We start from the raw sequence: 18,855 nt of genomic DNA on the forward strand, positions 1-18,855 counted from the left end.
TGATTAAACCTTTTTAATAAATTCTATTCTAACTCTTAAATAATCGCTTTGCAAGAAGAAAAGGAATTTATAAATCACTTGTTAGACCCTAAAACGCAAAATCAAGCGTTTCAGCAGTTATTGCAGGATTATCAAAGACCGTTATACAATCATATCCGTAACATTGTTTTGAATCACGATGATGCTGATGATGTCTTGCAGAATACTTTTATAAAAATATTTCAAAATGTAAAAAATTTCAAAGGAGAAAGTAAACTTTTTTCATGGATGTATCGCATTGCTACGAATGAAGCCTTGACGTTTTTGAAACAAAAATCAAAAACAAGTGGTATTTCATCCGAAACTTTACAAAACAAAACTATTGATAATTTGGAAGCCGACGTTTTTTTTGACGGAAATGAAATTCAAATAAAATTACAGAAAGCGATTGCATTATTGCCCGAAAAGCAACAATTGGTTTTTAAAATGAAATATTTTCAAGAACTGAAATACGAGGAAATATCGGAAATTCTGGGAACCAGCGTTGGTGGATTAAAAGCATCCTATCATCTTGCCGTTAAAAAAATTGAAGCTTTTGTTTCGACAAATTAAACCTTTTAGCTGTAACACTGTCTAAAGCACATTATGAAAACATTTAAATTAGAGAACGAACCTAAAATTGAAACTGGATTTAAAACTCCAGACCATTATTTTGAAAATTTTTCAATCAAAATGATGGAGCAATTACCTAGAAACGAGCCAAAAGTAATTTCTATTTTTCAAAAAAGAACAACTTTAATTATGATGGCAGCAGCAGCAGTTTTAATACTAGCTCTGATGATTCCAATTTTAAGTCCTTCTTCGACAAACACACAAGAATTAGATGCTGCGGCTTTAGAAAATTACATTACGTATCAATCTAATGTAAATCAATATGATTTGATAAGTGTATTAGAAACCGAAGATATTAATAACATAAAAACAGGTATTGTTTTAGAAGATGAAGCGATAGAAGATCATTTATCAACAAATTCAAACTTAGAAAATCTTATTTTAGAATAAACCAGACTGTAAAGCTTTCCTTTAAAGCTATAATTAAATAAATAAAAAATGAATCTAAAAAAATTATTACCAATACTATTGCTATTCGTTTCTTTTAACTTTTACGCTCAAGGCGAAAGTATGAAAGAGAAAAAAGAGCAAATAAAAGCTTTAAAAGTAGCTTTTTTCACAACTGAATTAGACTTCACAGCTAATGAAGCAGAAAGATTCTGGCCCATCTACAATACATTTGACGACAAACAGTTTGAACTGAGACATCAAAAAATGAAAACCTACATGAGAAGAATGAATGATGGCTCACTGGATAAAATAACTGAAAAAGAAGCAAATGCCTTTTTGGCCCAAATAGAAGATACTGAAGAAGAGTTATTTTTATTACGAAAAAAATTCATGCAAAATGTGAGAACAATTTTACCAGCCGTGAAAATAGTTAAACTTAAAAAAGCAGAAGAAGATTTCAATAGAAAATTGCTGCACCAATATCGTAACAAAGGTCAAAAAAAATAATATTTTTTATTTTTATTAGTTCAAAAAAAATACCCTAAGCTCTCATTATATAGGACTTAGGGTATTTTTAATTATTTAAAACTGATGCGAATCATTTTATTTTGCCCCGCAGCAATTGCCGTATGCTTATCTATAAACCTGATGGTATTAAGAGTGGAATCAGTAGATAATTGCTTCCATGAATTACCACCATCCGAGGAATAGTACATTCCTGAAAAACCAATCGTTACCAGCCCTTTTCCGTTACTTTCAGGAATATATTGCACACAAGAAGCGTATCCAAAAGCTTGATTTTCTGCTATTAGCTTCCACGTTTTTCCGCCATCAGTTGTGATTGCTTTATTAGAAAAATTTTGATTTCGCACTTCATAATCTCCTCCGGCTATAAATCCATTTTGAGCATCAAAAAAATCTGCAGTAAAAATTCCTGTCATTGATTTTCCTTGCACTATTGGAGTTTCATACACTGTCCATGTATTTCCCTTATCTGGAGAATAAAAAACTCTCGATTTTTTTCCGCCGGAAACAATCCAAGTATTATTCCCTTTAATAATAATATTAGTGTTGCTTGCCGCAAAAGCAGCTTCTCCATCCATCACCTTTGGCAATTTATCCGACGGGACCTTACTCCATGAATTTCCACCATCACGAGTGATTATTATGTTTAAGCAATCAGCAATTGGATCTCCCATCGCTATTCCTTCCTTATCATTCCAAAATTGCATACTATCATAAAACACTTTCTCATGATTTTCTTGGTACACTAATTTTGTTTTTTTTCCGTCTTTTGAAATTTGATATAACAAAGCAGGATTTCCAACATTTAGAATAAAAATATGCTTTTTTGTTTTGGCATTACTTCTAAATTCCAGCTTTAAAGAATCTTTGATAATTTTGCTTTCAAATTTTTGATTGTTATCTAAATTAAAAAAACCAAATCTTCCTTTATCAGCAGCAAACCAAATTTTATTTGCATCAAATAAAATGGCTCTGATACTTATTTTATCCTGAAATAATGTGTCAACTAGAACGGACTTAAATTCAACATAAGCATCGCTTTTCACAGTAAAATAGGCTGTTTTACAGGATATCAAAACATTTGAAATCAATAGAATCAAAAAAAAAGTTCTCATTTTTTATACATTTTATGGCTAATTTACAATTAATAATAAGAATAGTAAATAAGGATTAAATTAATTGGCACAGTAATTGGATAATCAAAAAAAGGACAAACTTAATTCAATTAATTATGAAAACGAAACTGCTACTATTGAGTCTATTGACTTCTGTTTTCGCAACTCAAATACAGGCGCAAGATAGAACATCAGTAAATGCAATGAATAATGAAATCAGTGACAACCTTGATTTGAGAGCTGTTGCTTCTATTTTTGGTGACTCCAGAAATCTACAAGATTTTGAACGTCGCCTGAATGACCCTGAACTGCAAATATCTAATTTAGATTTAAATGATGACAATGAAGTTGATTATTTGAGAGTTATTGAAACTGTCGAAAATCGGACTCACGTAATAATCATTCAATCTGTTATAGATACAGATGTATATCAAGATGTAGCTACAATTGACGTTGAAAAAGACAGAAACAACAACATCCATGTTCAAGTTGTAGGAGATGTATATATGTATGGTCAAAATTACATTTATGAGCCTGTATATTATAGCACTCCACTAATTTACGCTTCATTCTGGTCTGCTAATTATCGCCCTTATTATTCTACTTGGAATTGGGGTTATTATCCTTCTTATTATTATGCCTGGAATCCGTTCCCAATATTCAGATATAGAAATAATATCAACATTAGTTTGAACATTAACAACAATTACAATTATGTTAATTACAGACGAAGTGAACGTGCAATCGTTCTTCACAGTTCTAGACGTTCAAATGGATATGAAAGACAACACCCAAATTATTCCTTTTCCAGAAGAAATACTAATGTAACAAACCGTTATGAACTAGATCAAAGAAGAGGTTCAAGAAACGAAGTGGCTAACTCAAACAGAAGAACCGGATCTCAAAGAGATTACTCTCAAAACAGAACTAGTTCATCGAGAGAAGTATCACCACAAAGAGGAAATTCTAGCAGAGATTACTCTCAAAACAGAACTAATCCTTCTAGTCAGGCAACACCACAAAGAGGAAATTCTCAAAGAGATTACTCTCAAAACAGAACTAATTCTTCTAGTGATTCAACGCCACAAAGAGGAAATTCTCAAAGAGATTATTCTCAAAACAGAACTAGTCCTTCTACTCAAGCGGCTCCACAGAGAGGAAATCCTCAAAGAGATTACTCTCAAAACAGAACTAACCCTTCTACTCAAGCAGCTCCACAGAGAGGAAATTCTCAAAGAGATTATTCTCAAAACAGAACTAGCCCTTCTACTCAAGCGGCTCCACAGAGAGGAAATTCTCAAAGAGATTATTCTCAAAACAGAACTAATTCTTCTAGTGAGTCAACACCACAAAGAGGAAATTCTCAAAGAGATTATTCTCAAAACAGAACTAGCCCTTCTACTCAAGCGGCTCCACAGAGATCAGAGTCACAAAATAGAGGTAATTCTTCAAGAGAATCAGCTCCTCAAAGAAATGAATCTCAAAGAGGTAATTCCTCCAGAAATGACAACAGAAGGTCTTAAAAGATTTCAATAAAAAACATAAAGAAACACGGCTCATACAGCCGTGTTTTTTTTTATTGTATAAAAAGCGTTAATTTATTTTAAAAGTGTAAATTTGACCAGTTTTTTAAAAAATTTTTATGAGCACTTCACACAAAGACCTCCATAGCAAATGGACATTAGGTGGATTATTAATTTCATTAGGAATAATTTACGGTGATATTGGAACTTCACCATTATACGTAATGAAAGCCATACTTGGGGATCATGTTATTAATGCTGATATTGTTTTAGGCGGAATCTCATGTGTTTTTTGGACACTAACCTTACAAACAACTATAAAGTACGTCATCATTACCCTAAGTGCTGACAATCATGGAGAAGGCGGTATTTTTGCATTATATGCTTTAGTTAAAAAAACAAAAATCCAATGGTTAATAGTCCCCGCAATAATTGGGGGAAGTGCATTACTCGCTGATGGAATTATTACTCCTCCTATCTCAGTATCTTCTGCAGTTGAGGGAATCAGAACCTATTATCCTGAAATAAATACAATCCCAATTGTTATAGGAATTCTATTTATACTTTTTACCATTCAACAATTTGGAACCAAATTAGTTGGTAAATTCTTTGCACCAATGATGCTGATTTGGTTTGGAATGCTTGCTGTTCTAGGAATCACACAGATTTCTCAAAACACTGAAGTATTAAAAGCTATTAATCCGTATTATGCCTATCATTTATTAACTATACATCCGGAAGGTTTTTTTGTTTTAGGTTTCGTATTCCTTTGTACAACCGGTGCTGAAGCATTGTACTCAGACATGGGACATTGTGGACGAAAAAATATTAGAATCAGTTGGATTTTTGTAAAAACAGCTTTAGTACTTAATTATTTCGGACAAGCCGCTTATTTAATTCATCATGAAGGAGAAACATTACAAAGTTTAGGCGGAAAAAATGGAAACCCATTCTATCTTATCATGCCCGATTGGTTTCAACCCATTGGAATTGTAATTGCAACAATGGCTGCTGTAATAGCATCGCAAGCATTAATTAGCGGTTCATTCACATTGATAAATGAAGCAATGCGATTGAATTTTTGGCCAAAAGTAAAAATTAAATATCCTACTGAATTAAAAGGTCAGTTATATATTCCATCGATAAACTGGTTATTGTTTATTGGGTGTGTTGGAATCGTATTGCACTTTGAAGAATCTAGTAATATGGAACATGCTTACGGTCTTGCTATCATATTATGCATGATTATGACTACTATTTTACTTAATTTTTATTTGATAATGAAAAGAGTAAAATTGTATTTTATAGTACCGCTGATTACGATATATTTAGCAATCGAATTTAGTTTCCTGGCAGCAAATATCACTAAGTTTGCTGATGGTGGCTATGTTACTCTTTTCATAGCAATAACTTTAATAAGTATAATGACCATTTGGTATTTAGCCAAAAAAATCAACAAAAGCTACACCAAAATTGTCAAAATTGAAGATTATAAAAAAGTACTCGTTGAGCTAAGTGCTGATTTATCAATACCTAAATATGCAACGCATTTAGTTTATATGACCAATGCAGGAAGAATAGATGAAATAGAAGAAAAAGTAATGTATTCTATTTTACAAAAAAGACCTAAAAGAGCTGACATCTATTGGTTTGTACATGTAAATATCTTAACTGAACCTTATAAAACCGAATATAAAGTAACCGAAATCGTAAAAGATGATTTGTATCGAGTTGACTTTAATTTAGGTTTTAGAGAACCTACAAAAATAAACCTGATGTTTAAAGAAGTAATTAAAGATATGGTACAAAAAGGAGAAGTAGATATTACCAGTAGATACGAATCTCTAAACAAAAACAATATCATAGGCGATTTCAAATTTGTATTATCTGAAAAATTCCTTTCTAATGACAGTGATTTACGTTGGCATGAGAAAATAATTATGAACTCTTATTTCTTTATCAAAAAACTAAGTTTATCCGAAGAAAGAGCATTTGGACTAGACAGCAGCTCTGTAAAAGTGGAGAAATTTCCAATGGTACTTCATGCCCCTGAGAACATAGGCTTGACAAGAGTGAAATAAGCTTCTTTAGTTTAAAATTATAAAAAAACACTGTTTTAAAAACAGTGTTTTTTTATGCTAAAAAATTAAAAAACAACATTCATTATTAAAAATATAACATTCAATCAATTAATAGTACCTTTGCACCTCAATTATTTAAAATGAGATTACACAGAAATTTAGTTTACACAACAATAGATGCATTAAACGCCATTTTTAACGAAGGCGAATATGCTGATAAAGTGGTAGCAAGATCCTTAAAAAAAGACAAACGTTGGGGAAGCTCTGACAGAAAGTTTGTTGCCGAAACCATCTACGAAATTGTACGTTGGAAAAGATTATACGCAGAAATAGCCGAAGTAAAAGAACCATTTGACAGAGACAATCTTTGGAGAATGTTTTCTGTTTGGGCAATATTAAGAGGATATCCTATTCCGGATTGGCGTCAACTGGAAGGAACTCCAGAACGAAAAATAAAAGGACGTTTTGACGAACTTTCAAAAGTGAGAGCTTTAAAAGAATCTATTCCAGACTGGATGGATGAATTAGGCGTGAAAGAATTAGGCGAAAAAGTTTGGGCAACTGAAATAGCAGCTCAAAACCAACCTGCGAAAGTAATTCTAAGAGTAAATACACTTAAGACAACTAGAGAAGCGCTACGTGCTATTTTGATGGATTTAAACATTGAAACAGAAACGCTGAAAAATCAACCGGATGCTTTGGTACTGAAAGAAAGAGCTAATGTTTTCTTAACTGACGCTTTCAAACAAGGTTTCTTTGAAGTCCAAGATGCTAATTCACAATTAGTAGCTGCTTTCCTTGATGTAAAACCAGGAATGCGTGTTGTGGATACATGTGCTGGTGCAGGTGGAAAAACGCTGCACATTGCTTCTTTGATGGAAAACAAAGGACAATTAATTGCAATGGATTTGTATGAAAGTAAATTGAAGCAATTAAAAATCAGAGCCAAAAGAGACGGTGCTTTCAATATTGAATATCGCATTATTGACTCGACAAAAATCATCAAAAAATTACACGAAAAAGCAGACCGTGTTTTAATTGACGCACCCTGTAGTGGTTTAGGAGTTCTGAAAAGAAATCCAGATGCTAAATGGAAATTGAAACCGGAATTTATTGATAATATTCGTAAAGTACAATCGGAAGTTTTAGAAAGTTATTCTAAAATTGTAAAACCGGGAGGAAAATTAGTGTACGCTACTTGTTCTATATTACCATCTGAAAATCAAGAACAGGTAAAACGCTTTTTGACAACTGACATTGGTAAACAATTCAATTTTATAAAAGACCAAAAAATATTGGCCTCAGAGTCAGGTTTTGACGGATTTTACATGGCTTTGTTAGAACGTAAAGAAAACTCAGAACAGAAAGAAAAAAGAATACAAAAAGAAATAGAATAGGTTTTAGAGTCTAAAATTTACAAAAAAAGTCCTCGAAATTCGAGGACTTTTTTTTATATCATTATTTTTTCAGCTTAATCTTTTTACAACTTTAAAACATAAACTAAAAAACTTCAAATTTTATATTAATCATTCATTGAGATTAAAAACTCCTCATTATTCTTCGTTTTTTTGAAACGGTCATTAATAAAATCCATCGCTTCCACTGGGTTCATATCCGAAAGGTATTTTCGCATAATCCACATTCTTTGCAATGTTTTTTGATCTAATAGCATATCGTCACGTCTTGTACTTGAAGATGTCAAATCGATAGCCGGGAAAATACGTTTGTTTGCAATTTTTCTATCTAATTGCAATTCCATATTACCGGTACCTTTAAATTCTTCGAAGATAACTTCATCCATTTTCGAACCAGTTTCAGTCAATGCAGTAGCGATAATACTTAATGAGCCTCCATTTTCTACATTACGTGCCGCTCCAAAGAAACGTTTTGGTTTTTGCAATGCATTTGCATCCACACCTCCACTTAATACTTTACCTGACGCCGGTTGTACTGTATTATACGCTCTTGCCAAACGCGTAATTGAATCCAATAAAATCACTACATCGTGACCACATTCAACCAATCGTTTTGCTTTTTCAAGAACGATATTCGCAATTTTCACATGCTCTTGTGGTTCTCTGTCAAATGTAGAAGCAATTACCTCGCCACGCACACTACGTTGCATATCCGTAACCTCTTCCGGACGCTCATCAATCAATAAAACAATCAAATACACTTCAGGATGATTCGCCGCAATTGCATTGGCAATTTCCTTAAGCAACATCGTTTTACCGGTTTTAGGCTGCGCCACAATCATTCCACGTTGTCCTTTTCCTATTGGCGAAAACAAATCGATAATTCTGGTTGAAATAGTGCTTTGTTTTTCTGCCAATTTAAATTTTTCTGATGGAAAAACTGGAGTTAAATGTTCGAATGAAACTCTGTCACGAACCACTTGAGGATCGTGCCCGTTTATTTTTAAAACTCTAACTAATGGGAAAAATTTCTCTCCTTCTTTTGGTGGACGAACCACACCTTTTACAGTATCTCCGGTTTTAAGACCGAACAATCTGATTTGTGAAGTCGATAAATAAATATCATCCGGCGAAGCCAAATAGTTGTAATCTGAAGAACGCAAGAAACCATATCCATCAGGCATCATTTCAAGAACGCCTTCACTTTCTATAATTCCGTCAAATTCAAAATCAGAAGCAGCGAAATTACTTTTCTTATTTTTAAAATTTGGATTTTGATTCCCGTTACCATTTCCATTTTGATTTGGGTTTTGGTTAGGATTCTGATTTGGATTCTGATTTGGATTTTGCTTATGTAATTGGTTTGGATTTATCTTTTTTACTGGAGCAACAGGAGCTTCTGTTTTTTCTTCAGTTGCAGTGTCAGCAACAATCACATTCTCTGTATTTGCTTCTTTTACCTCTTCTTTATCCTTTTTTAAAGCAATTTTCTTTTCGTAAGCTGATTTATTAAATTTAATAATTTTGCCTACTTTTTTCTCATTTCCTTCAGATTCCGGCTTTGTAGCGGATTCTTCTTCTTTTGCAACAGCTTCAATCGGAAGATTATTTTCAACGGGGGTATTTATTTCATCTGCAACTTCTTCTTTTTCAAAAAGAGAATTTGGCACTGCTTTTTGAATTGCTGCTTTTTTTACAGGAACTATTCTAACTCTTTTAGGTTTGTCGTCATCAAGGTTATTTTCTTTTTTTGTCTCTGATGCAGAATCAACACTTGCCACTTGATGCTCTAAAATTTGACTGATTAATGTCTCTTTCTTTACACCGTTAACTTTTATGGTTTTAGCTGATTTAGCTATTTCTTGAAGCTCAGAAAGCTTCATTTCTTTTAATGCAGAAATATCAAACATGAATGTTCTATGAGTTTAATTAATTTTTGGAAAATAATGTAAAAGATAGGTAGTGAACTTTATTTTGAATCAACCGCAGTATGAAGTGCTTACGGTATTATGATGCAATAATACGAATAAAATTTAATCAGACAATAGTATTTATTAAAAAGAAAATATATTTTTGTAAAAGATATTTAACAAATGATACAAAGAATTCAGACCATCTATTTACTACTTGCTTTTGTAGTTACAGGCATCTTACTATTTTTTATTCCGTTATGGACAATGAAAGATGGAAAAGACTTTTATTTCATGCAAAGCCAAGTGTATACCATAATACTGGGATTGAGTACTACACTGACTTTGTTAAGTATTGTTTCCTATAAAAAAAGACAAAATCAATTTGTTATTGGCAGATTGAATATCATATTAAATTTGATTTTATTAGGATTGTTTGTATATCGTTCACTAAATCTATCTGGAGAGACACCCGCTGTTTCTGAGAAAGGTATTGGGATGTTTCTACCTGTAGTTGCTATCGTGTTATTAGTATTGGCTAATAAAGCTATCAAAAAGGATGAAGATCTTGTAAAATCTGTGGACAGATTGAGGTAAACCTATAAATTTTAGTTTATTAGTGCGAAGGAAACCCGAATGTAACAATTCGGGTTTTTTTGTATCTAATCTTTTTATTTGATTTAAAAAGCGAATAGAAATCTTATAAAATGATATTCTCCTATTTTTTTTATAAATTTGAAAATAGTAATTCCAATATGTTACAAAAAATTAAAATCCACCTTGCTGATGACCATCAAATACTTATTGATGGCATTCGTACTTTGCTGCATACCCTTCCTGATTTTGAAGTAGTTGGATTCTCTCTGAACGGACATACTATTTTCAATGAGGTTACCAAAAACAAAGCCGATATCCTTATTTTAGATATTAACATGCCTAAAAAGGATGGAATCGAAGTCATTAAGGAATTTGCCGAAAAAGGATTTCCTTGTAAAATTATTGTTTTATCCAGTTACGATGATTTAAGAATAATTAAAGAAGTGATGAAATTAGGCAGCAGTGGCTATTTGACAAAAAAATGTGCCGGTGAAAATATCGTTGAAGCGATTCAGGTGGTATCAAGAGGCGAAGAATATTTTTGTAAATCAGTGCGTGAAAAAATATTTAATACGGTAACAAAAGACAATGTAAAATTAATCAAAAATGAGTCTACCTTAAATTCTATTTTAACTGATCGCGAATTAGAAATCATAACATTAATATCCCTAGAATACAGTGGTAAAGAAATTAGTGACCAACTGTTTATCAGTATGAATACCGTTGAAACTCACCGCAAAAATATAATGAAAAAACTAGGCGCCAAAAACTCTATAAGTCTGGTTAAATACGCTATAAAAAACAAATTAATCAAATCTTGAGTTATCTATCTAAAATACAATTTGCTTGTAACAAAAAAAACAGAAAAATTAAAGTATCTATGCCGTACAAACAAATTGCTATAGTATTGATTTTACTCCTGAATCTTTCTTGCGTCACTGTTTTTTCACAAAAAAAAGCACCTTCAAAAAAAGAAGTTACCTTGATTTCCAACGAGGCAATTAAGTTAATGAAAGAGGGAAATTTCGAAAAATCATTAATAAAATCAAGACTTGTTTTAAGTTATGCCATTGCTTTAAAAGATGACAATCTCATTGCATATGCCTATAACACGATTGCTGCAAATTTTGATCAATTGTCTGAATATGACAAAGCCTTTTTTTATTACAATAAAGGGTTAGCCCATGCGAATAAAACCAATAATGACGAGTTAAAAAATTGGTTAAATAATAATTTGGGAAATATTTATTGCTTTGACAAGAAACAATACGAAAAAGGAATTTACTACTACAAAAAATCACTGCAATACAGCACTAAAATTCATGATTCAGCTCAAATTGTTTTTACAAAACTCAACATTACTTGGGCCTATTTTGACATTGGTCGTTACGAAGAGGGATTATCCTATTTAAAATACATAAACAAATACCATAAAAAACATGGCGATGAGTCGACCATTGTTGCCCTGAATATGCTAAATGGGATGTATCATAGCTATAAAAATGACACCCAAAAGGCATCGTTTTTTTTTCAAAATGCCATTAAATTAGGAACTGAAGGAAATGAAAAATCAGATTTATCGTATTCGCATCATGAGTTTTCTAAATTTTTATTAAAAAATGGAGATTATGAGAATGCGTATAAAAATCTGGCAATTTACAATGACCTAACGATTCAATTAAACAATGAAGAAAAGCTTAACAAAGCAAATGTTGCCGGAATAAATCTTGAAATTGACGAGTATAAAAGAGAAATCGATAAAATAGGAAACGAGTACAAAACTAAAGAATATTTACTAATACAAGAGCAATCCAGAAACAAAAAAATTGTGATTGTAATAATTATTATTTTATTATTTTTCTTTTTCCTTTTTTACATTTTCTCAGAAAACTCAAAGCTTAAACAAAAAAACAAACTAAAAGATATTCAAAATCAAGTACATCAAAATATAATCAACGCATCAATTAACGGACAAGAGTTAGAACGAAAAAAAATAGCTTCTTTTTTACACGATAACATTAGTGCCTTACTCTCTTCGGCAGGATTACACTTGAGTACTTTCACTTCGAAGAACCAAATTATTTCTCAAGAAATCTTAAAAACCAAAGCTATATTAGAGGAAGCGCATGATCAAGTCCGTGATTTATCCCATGAATTGATGCCAACTCTTTTAGCACGTTTTGGTTTATTTTACGCATTAGAAGATTTATGCGAAAAAAATTCAAACTCAGTAATTCAATTTAACTACTCCATTGTGGTACCTACAAAAACACGTTACAATGAAGATTTCGAAATGAAAATGTATTTTATCACAATGGAACTACTAAACAATATTATAAAACACAGTCGCGCCACTCAAGCAAATTTGACTATTCAAGAAAACAATAAATCGCTTCAAATCATAATAGAGGATAACGGAATAGGATTTGACACCGATAAATTTTATATTCGGGAAGGTTTTGGAATCAATCAAATTAAAGCCCGAATAAACAATAAGAAAGGAACTTTCGCAATACTTTCAAAGATTAACTCGGGAACAACTGTGGCTATTGAAGTTCCTATTACCTATCAGAAAAAAACAACTACACCCGTTTTTCCATCTCAATAATTTCCATATCCTTAATTTTATCTCCTTCAATCACAAATCTCAACATGGTGCGTACTTGATGAAAACCACTTTTTCCAGCAGCTCCGGGATTCATGTGTAATAAATTATGTTTTTTATCAAAAATGACTTTCAGGATGTGCGAATGTCCGCAAATAAATAATTTTGGAGGATTTGATTCCATCCCTGCTTTAATATTCGGATTGTATTTTCCTGGATAACCGCCAATATGCGTAATCCAAACATCCACTCCTTCACACATAAAACGGTTGTGCAAGGGAAATTCCAGTCTGGCTGTGGCATCGTCAATATTCCCGTACACGCAACGCAACGGTTTTAGCTTTTTTATCGCATCCGTAACAGCCAAATCACCTATATCGCCCGCATGCCAAACCTCATCAGCCTGAGCGACATATTTCAAAATCGTATCGTCAATGTGACTGTGCGTATCAGAAAGCAGAAGTATTTTTTTCATATTTATAGTGTCATTACGAGGTACGAAGTAATCTGGAGCAATTTGCTTCGCCAGTTCGCATCGCTCGTGTCCTGCTATCCGTTACAATCTTTATTATTATAGAGAAAAACAATAAAGGATTTTCACTTTTATCAGGGCTAGGATTTTGCGGTAAAAATAAACATTCGAATTCCAAATAAAAAATGAAATCGAAACTTAACAAAGTTTGCACCAATGCGACTTCGTGGCAAAAAAATTAATAAGTATCTTTGTGGCTTCAAAAAAATTCACTTGAGATATTTCATCAAATTAGCATACAACGGAACCCATTATCACGGCTGGCAATACCAACCCAATGCTGCTTCTGTCCAGGAAACAATGAACAAAGCGTTTTCGGTGCTATTGAATACAACCATCAATCTTATGGGAGCCGGAAGAACAGACACCGGAGTTCATGCCAAAGAGATGTATGCTCATTTTGATTTTGACAAATCGTTGGACACTCCAAGTTTAGTACACAAGCTCAACTCTTACTTGCCCAAAGACATAGTTATTTATGACATTATTCCGGTTCACGATGAAGCACATACTCGTTTTGATGCTACAAAAAGAACCTACGAATACTACATCAATACGTTCAAAGATGTTTTTTCGCAAGAGCAAAGTTGGTATTTCCATCAAAAATTAGATATCGATTTGATGAATGAAGCAGCTCGAATACTATTCAATCATACTGATTTTCAGTGTTTTTCAAAAGTCAACACGGATGTGAATACTTTTGACTGTACGATTTTTGAAGCGTATTGGAAGCAAGAAAACGGCAATCTAATTTTCACCATTTCGGCCAATCGTTTTTTACGAAATATGGTGCGTGCCATTGTGGGAACATTAGTAAACATAGGATTACACAAAATTTCACTGGCAGATTTTACCACCATCATAGAAAGTAAAAACCGAGATAAAGCTGGTTTTTCGGTTCCGGCGCATGGTTTGTATTTAACCAAAATAGAATACGATTATTTATAGCTTCAGGCTGTAAGCTTTACGCATTATGCCTAAAGCCTAAAGCATAAGGCTTAAAGAAAAAATATGAAAGCAAAAGCATTTGATACTAGATTATTCAAACGAATATTAAAATTCACCAAACCCTATCAATGGCGTTTTAATGGTGTAATTATTTTCGCCATTTCACTATCGATTTTTGCGGCATTACGTCCGTATTTGTTGAAACAAACCGTTGATGGTTATATTGCAACCCAAGACCAACAAGGATTATTATTGTATGTCATCCTGATGGGAATTGTGCTATTGCTCGAGGTATTCTCTCAGTTTTACTTTGTCTATTGGGCGAACTGGCTCGGTCAAGACATTGTAAAAGACATTCGGACAAAACTGTTTCAACACATTCTAAGTTTCCGAATGAAATATTTTGATCACGTTCCTGTAGGCCAACTCGTAACGCGTTCGGTATCGGATATTGAATCGATAGCTCGAATTTTCAGTCAGGGATTGTTCATGATTATCAGTGATTTGATGAAAATGGTTGTCGTATTGGCTTTTATGTTTTACATGAACTGGACCTTGACTTGGATTGTGATTGTGGCGATGCCAATTCTGGTTTTCTTCACCCGAATTTTCCAAAAGAAAATGCAAGTCGCTTTCGAAGAAGTACGTACACAAATTGCCAATATGAATTCCTTTGTGCAGGAACGCGTAACAGGAATGAAGATTGTCCAACTTTTTAATCGTGAAAAAATTGAATACGAAAAATTCAAAAGTATCAACGACAAGCACAAAAAAGCATGGATAAAAACTATTCTTTATAACTCCATCTTCTTCCCTATTGCGGATATTATTTCGTCTTTAACGCTTGGTTTTATTGTGTTATATGGAGGAATCAAGATATTAAACGGCGATAATTTTACCACTTTTGGAGATTTATTTTCATACACCATGTTCATTGGAATGTTATTCAATCCGCTGCGTCAAATTGCTGATAAATTCAACGAGATGCAACTGGGAATGATTGCGGCGAACCGTGTTTTTGACATTTTGGATACCGAAGATCAAATTCAGGATACCGGAACCATCGAAGCTCCGATTTTTAAAGGAGATATCAAGTTCAAAAAAGTTCGTTTTGGATATATTCCAGATGAAGAAGTGATAAAAGGAATTGATTTAGAGGTGAGTGCGGGTCAAACCATTGCCATTGTAGGCTCTACTGGTGCCGGAAAATCTACGATTATCAATTTGCTTAATCGTTTCTACGAAATCAACAGCGGTTCTATTTATATTGACAATCACAATATCGAGAACTACACTTTGGATTCTTTACGGAAACAAATTGCGGTTGTTTTACAAGATGTTTTCCTTTTTGCAGATACTATTTTCAACAACATCACCTTGAATAATTCTGAGATTAGTCGCGAACAGGTTTTGGCTGCAGCCAAAAAAATTGGCGTACACGAATTCATCATGAGTTTACCCGATAATTATGATTTTGATGTGAAGGAACGCGGCGTTATGCTTTCTTCCGGTCAGCGCCAGTTGATTGCTTTCTTGAGAGCATATGTGAGCAATCCAAGTATTTTGATTCTGGACGAAGCCACTTCATCAATAGACACGTATTCCGAAGAATTGATTCAGCGCGCTACGGAAACGATTACCAAAGGCAGAACATCAATTGTCATTGCGCACCGCTTGGCAACGATTGTCAATGCTGATAAAATTGTGGTAATGGATAAAGGACTGATTGTAGAACAAGGAACACACCAAGAATTAATCAACCGCGAGAGTGGGTACTACAAGAATTTGTATGATTCCCAGTTTTCGGTGGCAAATTAGTTTTTTAAACCGCAAAGAGCGCTAAGTTTTCGCAAAGGACGCAAAAATTTAATTAAAGAGTTTGAGGAGCGGGAATTTTTGAAAAATGGTTAGTTTGCCACTTTATTACTTTGAAACTTTCTCAAAACAGAATAAATCCTTAAATTCGCCCAAATAATTAAACAAGAGAAACACACAAAATAAAATGAGTTTTTACGAATTCATTTTACCAATAAAAAACAAATAAAAAACTTTGAAATGACACGAGGCCTTGCCGACTGCATTTTGTACAAATAACAAATAAACAAGCACAAAATGAAATACGATATTATAGTTTTAGGAAGTGGTCCAGGTGGTTATGTTACAGCTATTAGAGCATCACAATTAGGCTTTAAAGTAGCCGTAATAGAAAAAGAAAACTTAGGCGGTGTATGCTTAAATTGGGGTTGTATCCCAACAAAAGCATTACTAAAATCAGCTCAAGTTTTTGATTATCTAAAACACGCTTCTGATTATGGATTGACTGTTTCATCATTTGACAAAGACTTCCCTGCTGTTGTACAACGCAGCCGTTCAGTAGCTGACGGAATGAGCAAAGGTGTTCAATTCCTAATGAAAAAAAATAAAATCGATGTAATTGATGGTTTTGGAAAACTAAAACCAGGAAAGAAAGTTGATGTTACTGACAAAGACAATAAAGTTACGGAATACAGTGCGGATCATATTATTATCGCTACTGGAGCACGTTCTCGTGAGTTGCCAAACTTACCTCAAGATGGTGTAAAAGTAATTGGTTACAGACAAGCAATGACATTACCAACACAACCAAAATCGATGATTATCGTTGGTTCTGGAGCGATTGGAGTTGAATTTGCACATTTTTATAATTCTATGGGTACTGATGTTACCATTGTAGAATTTATGCCAAATGTAGTTCCTGTTGAAGACGAAGACATTTCGAAACAAATGGAGCGTTCTTTGAAAAAAGCAGGTATCAAAATCATGAAAAACTCATCTGTTGAGAGAATTGATACTACTGGAGCAGGTGTTAAAGCATTTGTGAAAACAGCAAAAGGAGAAGAAGTGTTAGAAGCGGAAATTTTACTTTCGGCTGTTGGAATCAAAACCAACATTGAAAACATCGGATTAGAAGAAGTAGGAATTGCTACTGACAAAGATAAAATTTTAGTAAACGCGTACAACCAAACGAACATTCCAGGTTATTACGCTATTGGTGATGTAACGCCAGGACAAGCATTAGCGCACGTAGCTTCTGCGGAAGGAATTAACTGTGTGGAGAAAATTGCAGGATTGCATGTAGAACCTATCGATTACGGAAATGTACCGGGTTGCACGTATGCAACTCCAGAAATTGCCTCTGTAGGTTTGACTGAAAAACAAGCTAAAGAAAAAGGATACGAATTGAAAATTGGAAAATTCCCGTTCTCAGCTTCAGGAAAAGCGAAAGCTGCCGGAACTCCGGATGGTTTTGTAAAAGTAATTTTTGATGCTAAATACGGAGAATGGTTAGGATGTCACATGATTGGTGCCGGAGTTACTGATATGATTGCTGAGGCAGTTGTAGCGCGTAAACTAGAAACTACAGGACATGAAATCCTAAAATCAATTCACCCGCACCCAACCATGAGTGAAGCGGTTATGGAAGCTGTAGCTGATGCGTATGGTGAGGTAATCCATTTGTAGATTTCAGAATTTATAATAAAGATTTCAGATTATAAATTAATCCGATTTGTGAAAGCAAATCGGATTTTTTTGTGGAAACATTTCCAACACAAAGCATCCATTTTGTGGGAATTTAACATATTAACATTTATTTACAAAGCAAGGTTATGAACCTATTTAATTCTACTGTATATTTGTATTTCGAGCCTTTTTTCTCGTTTAATTCTGATTTTATTCCATTATAAATGAATACTGAAACCAACCGTTTTTCGAATACACTACATGTAAACCAAAATAAAAATTGGGTAAGAGCAATCGATTCTTCTAAAATCATCAATTGGATTGATGATTTATTCAAAATATTATTTCCTGAAAAAGCTTTGGAAACCATTCAAATCGAATTGCTTTTGGACCAAAATAAAGCCAACTTTATTGCCATTCTTTCGGAGATTGTAAAAGACAAATCAGCCAATGAAATCTTAGATGATGCTGAATCATTTTACACCGCGCTTCCGGAATTGTATAATTCGATGCAAAAAGATGCTCAGGCTATTCTGGATACAGATCCTGCCGCTGATTGCATTCAGGAAATTATTAATTCTTATCCCGGTTTTTTTGCCATAGAAGTCTATCGCATTGCTAATGCAATTGCCTCCCGAACTACTTGTTTGTTGCCGCGAATTCTTACCGAATATGCCCACAGCAAAACCGGAATCGACATTCACCCAAGTGCCACCATTGACGTTCCTTTTATCATTGATCATGGAACTGGAATTGTCATTGGTGAAACCACAACCATAGGAAAACACGTGAGTATTTATCAAGGAGTCACTTTAGGAGCGTTGCAAGTAGAAAAAAACATGCAGGAAAAAAAACGCCATCCTACCGTAGAAGACCATGTTATTATTTATGCCAATGCCACCATTTTGGGCGGTAGCACAATCATAGGAAACCACAGTATTATAGGCGGAAATACGTTTATTACCAAGAGTGTGAATCCGTATTCATTTGTGATGCAATCCAATAAAAACACCGTTTTGAATCAACAGGAAATAAAAGATATTAATTTTTTCTCCATATAAA

The 18,855-nt window shown here is 33.5% G+C and carries 16 protein-coding genes; 13 read left to right on the forward strand and 3 right to left on the reverse strand.

What is annotated here, in order from left to right:
* Positions 1 to 48: 48 nt before the first annotated feature.
* The 3 genes from ACXX80_RS00330 to ACXX80_RS00340 are packed head-to-tail and all read left to right on the forward strand — an operon-like array spanning position 49 to position 1,548.
* Positions 49 to 591, forward strand: a complete 543-nt coding sequence (locus ACXX80_RS00330; protein ID WP_315208008.1) for an RNA polymerase sigma factor — start codon at positions 49 to 51, stop codon at positions 589 to 591.
* A gap of 33 nt (positions 592 to 624) precedes the next feature.
* The gene (locus ACXX80_RS00335; RefSeq protein ID WP_458551500.1) at positions 625 to 1,041 is read left to right on the forward strand and encodes a hypothetical protein; all 417 of its coding nucleotides are present in this window, start codon (positions 625 to 627) and stop codon (positions 1,039 to 1,041) included.
* A 48-nt stretch (positions 1,042 to 1,089) separates the two neighbouring features.
* On the forward strand, positions 1,090 to 1,548 hold the full coding sequence (locus ACXX80_RS00340) for a sensor of ECF-type sigma factor (protein WP_458551501.1): 459 nt from the start codon (positions 1,090 to 1,092) through the stop codon (positions 1,546 to 1,548).
* A gap of 71 nt (positions 1,549 to 1,619) precedes the next feature.
* Here the strand turns inward: ACXX80_RS00340 and ACXX80_RS00345 are convergent, their stop codons facing one another.
* Positions 1,620 to 2,681: a WD40/YVTN/BNR-like repeat-containing protein gene (locus tag ACXX80_RS00345; protein ID WP_458551503.1), complete on the reverse strand. Its 1,062-nt coding sequence runs from the start codon at positions 2,679 to 2,681 to the stop codon at positions 1,620 to 1,622.
* Positions 2,682 to 2,797: 116 nt separating this feature from the next.
* Here ACXX80_RS00345 and ACXX80_RS00350 point away from each other — a divergent pair, with 116 nt between their 5' ends.
* The 3 genes from ACXX80_RS00350 (at position 2,798) to ACXX80_RS00360 (ending at position 7,682) form a co-directional block, all read left to right on the forward strand.
* The gene (locus ACXX80_RS00350) at positions 2,798 to 4,204 is read left to right on the forward strand and encodes a hypothetical protein (protein ID WP_458551504.1); all 1,407 of its coding nucleotides are present in this window, start codon (positions 2,798 to 2,800) and stop codon (positions 4,202 to 4,204) included.
* 119 nt (positions 4,205 to 4,323) lie between these two features.
* A complete protein-coding gene (locus ACXX80_RS00355; RefSeq protein WP_458551505.1) occupies positions 4,324 to 6,285 on the forward strand; it encodes a KUP/HAK/KT family potassium transporter in 1,962 nt (653 codons plus the stop codon).
* A gap of 140 nt (positions 6,286 to 6,425) precedes the next feature.
* Positions 6,426 to 7,682 carry an RsmB/NOP family class I SAM-dependent RNA methyltransferase gene (locus tag ACXX80_RS00360; protein WP_417991818.1) on the forward strand — a complete coding sequence of 419 codons (1,257 nt, stop codon included), beginning with the start codon at positions 6,426 to 6,428 and terminating at the stop codon, positions 7,680 to 7,682.
* Between the two features lie 125 nt (positions 7,683 to 7,807).
* On the opposite strand, the gene rho is transcribed toward ACXX80_RS00360, so the two are convergent.
* Positions 7,808 to 9,610: a transcription termination factor Rho gene (gene rho, locus ACXX80_RS00365; protein ID WP_458551507.1), complete on the reverse strand. Its 1,803-nt coding sequence runs from the start codon at positions 9,608 to 9,610 to the stop codon at positions 7,808 to 7,810.
* A gap of 183 nt (positions 9,611 to 9,793) precedes the next feature.
* Here rho and ACXX80_RS00370 point away from each other — a divergent pair, with 183 nt between their 5' ends.
* The 3 genes from ACXX80_RS00370 (at position 9,794) to ACXX80_RS00380 (ending at position 12,815) form a co-directional block, all read left to right on the forward strand.
* Positions 9,794 to 10,207: a DUF4293 domain-containing protein gene (locus ACXX80_RS00370; protein WP_099714847.1), complete on the forward strand. Its 414-nt coding sequence runs from the start codon at positions 9,794 to 9,796 to the stop codon at positions 10,205 to 10,207.
* Between the two features lie 158 nt (positions 10,208 to 10,365).
* Positions 10,366 to 11,028: a response regulator gene (locus ACXX80_RS00375; protein WP_458551508.1), complete on the forward strand. Its 663-nt coding sequence runs from the start codon at positions 10,366 to 10,368 to the stop codon at positions 11,026 to 11,028.
* A 59-nt stretch (positions 11,029 to 11,087) separates the two neighbouring features.
* The gene (locus ACXX80_RS00380; RefSeq protein WP_458551510.1) at positions 11,088 to 12,815 is read left to right on the forward strand and encodes a tetratricopeptide repeat-containing sensor histidine kinase; all 1,728 of its coding nucleotides are present in this window, start codon (positions 11,088 to 11,090) and stop codon (positions 12,813 to 12,815) included.
* Here ACXX80_RS00380 and ACXX80_RS00385 read toward each other — a convergent pair.
* Positions 12,790 to 13,287, reverse strand: coding sequence for a metallophosphoesterase family protein (locus ACXX80_RS00385; protein WP_458551512.1), 498 nt, complete (start codon positions 13,285 to 13,287; stop codon positions 12,790 to 12,792). The genes ACXX80_RS00380 and ACXX80_RS00385 overlap by 26 nt on opposite strands.
* A gap of 270 nt (positions 13,288 to 13,557) precedes the next feature.
* Between ACXX80_RS00385 and truA the strand changes: the two genes are divergently transcribed.
* The 4 genes from truA (at position 13,558) to ACXX80_RS00405 (ending at position 18,854) form a co-directional block, all read left to right on the forward strand.
* Positions 13,558 to 14,292, forward strand: a complete 735-nt coding sequence (gene truA, locus ACXX80_RS00390; RefSeq protein WP_458551513.1) for a tRNA pseudouridine(38-40) synthase TruA — start codon at positions 13,558 to 13,560, stop codon at positions 14,290 to 14,292.
* Positions 14,293 to 14,355: 63 nt separating this feature from the next.
* A complete protein-coding gene (locus ACXX80_RS00395; protein WP_458551515.1) occupies positions 14,356 to 16,110 on the forward strand; it encodes an ABC transporter ATP-binding protein in 1,755 nt (584 codons plus the stop codon).
* A gap of 294 nt (positions 16,111 to 16,404) precedes the next feature.
* Positions 16,405 to 17,793: a dihydrolipoyl dehydrogenase gene (gene lpdA / locus ACXX80_RS00400; protein WP_458551516.1), complete on the forward strand. Its 1,389-nt coding sequence runs from the start codon at positions 16,405 to 16,407 to the stop codon at positions 17,791 to 17,793.
* Between the two features lie 224 nt (positions 17,794 to 18,017).
* Complete coding sequence (locus ACXX80_RS00405) at positions 18,018 to 18,854, forward strand: serine O-acetyltransferase (protein ID WP_458551518.1); 837 nt, start codon at positions 18,018 to 18,020, stop codon at positions 18,852 to 18,854.
* Position 18,855 lies beyond the last annotated feature (1 nt).

This window comes from Flavobacterium sp. GNP002 (assembly GCF_054343795.1).

Excerpts from the sequence above, each read along its gene's own strand:
- ACXX80_RS00405 (WP_458551518.1), top strand. The coding sequence starts at position 18,018 with ATGAATACTGAAACCAACCGTTTTTCGAATACACTACATGTAAACCAA.
- ACXX80_RS00370 (WP_099714847.1), top strand. The coding sequence starts at position 9,794 with ATGATACAAAGAATTCAGACCATCTATTTACTACTTGCTTTTGTAGTT.
- ACXX80_RS00340 (WP_458551501.1), top strand. The coding sequence starts at position 1,090 with ATGAATCTAAAAAAATTATTACCAATACTATTGCTATTCGTTTCTTTT.
- ACXX80_RS00360 (WP_417991818.1), top strand. The coding sequence starts at position 6,426 with ATGAGATTACACAGAAATTTAGTTTACACAACAATAGATGCATTAAAC.
- ACXX80_RS00335 (WP_458551500.1), top strand. The coding sequence starts at position 625 with ATGAAAACATTTAAATTAGAGAACGAACCTAAAATTGAAACTGGATTT.
- ACXX80_RS00345 (WP_458551503.1), bottom strand. The coding sequence starts at position 2,681 with ATGAGAACTTTTTTTTTGATTCTATTGATTTCAAATGTTTTGATATCC.
- rho (WP_458551507.1), bottom strand. The coding sequence starts at position 9,610 with ATGTTTGATATTTCTGCATTAAAAGAAATGAAGCTTTCTGAGCTTCAA.
- ACXX80_RS00375 (WP_458551508.1), top strand. The coding sequence starts at position 10,366 with ATGTTACAAAAAATTAAAATCCACCTTGCTGATGACCATCAAATACTT.
- ACXX80_RS00350 (WP_458551504.1), top strand. The coding sequence starts at position 2,798 with ATGAAAACGAAACTGCTACTATTGAGTCTATTGACTTCTGTTTTCGCA.
- ACXX80_RS00380 (WP_458551510.1), top strand. The coding sequence starts at position 11,088 with ATGCCGTACAAACAAATTGCTATAGTATTGATTTTACTCCTGAATCTT.
- ACXX80_RS00385 (WP_458551512.1), bottom strand. The coding sequence starts at position 13,287 with ATGAAAAAAATACTTCTGCTTTCTGATACGCACAGTCACATTGACGAT.
- lpdA (WP_458551516.1), top strand. The coding sequence starts at position 16,405 with ATGAAATACGATATTATAGTTTTAGGAAGTGGTCCAGGTGGTTATGTT.
- ACXX80_RS00395 (WP_458551515.1), top strand. The coding sequence starts at position 14,356 with ATGAAAGCAAAAGCATTTGATACTAGATTATTCAAACGAATATTAAAA.
- ACXX80_RS00355 (WP_458551505.1), top strand. The coding sequence starts at position 4,324 with ATGAGCACTTCACACAAAGACCTCCATAGCAAATGGACATTAGGTGGA.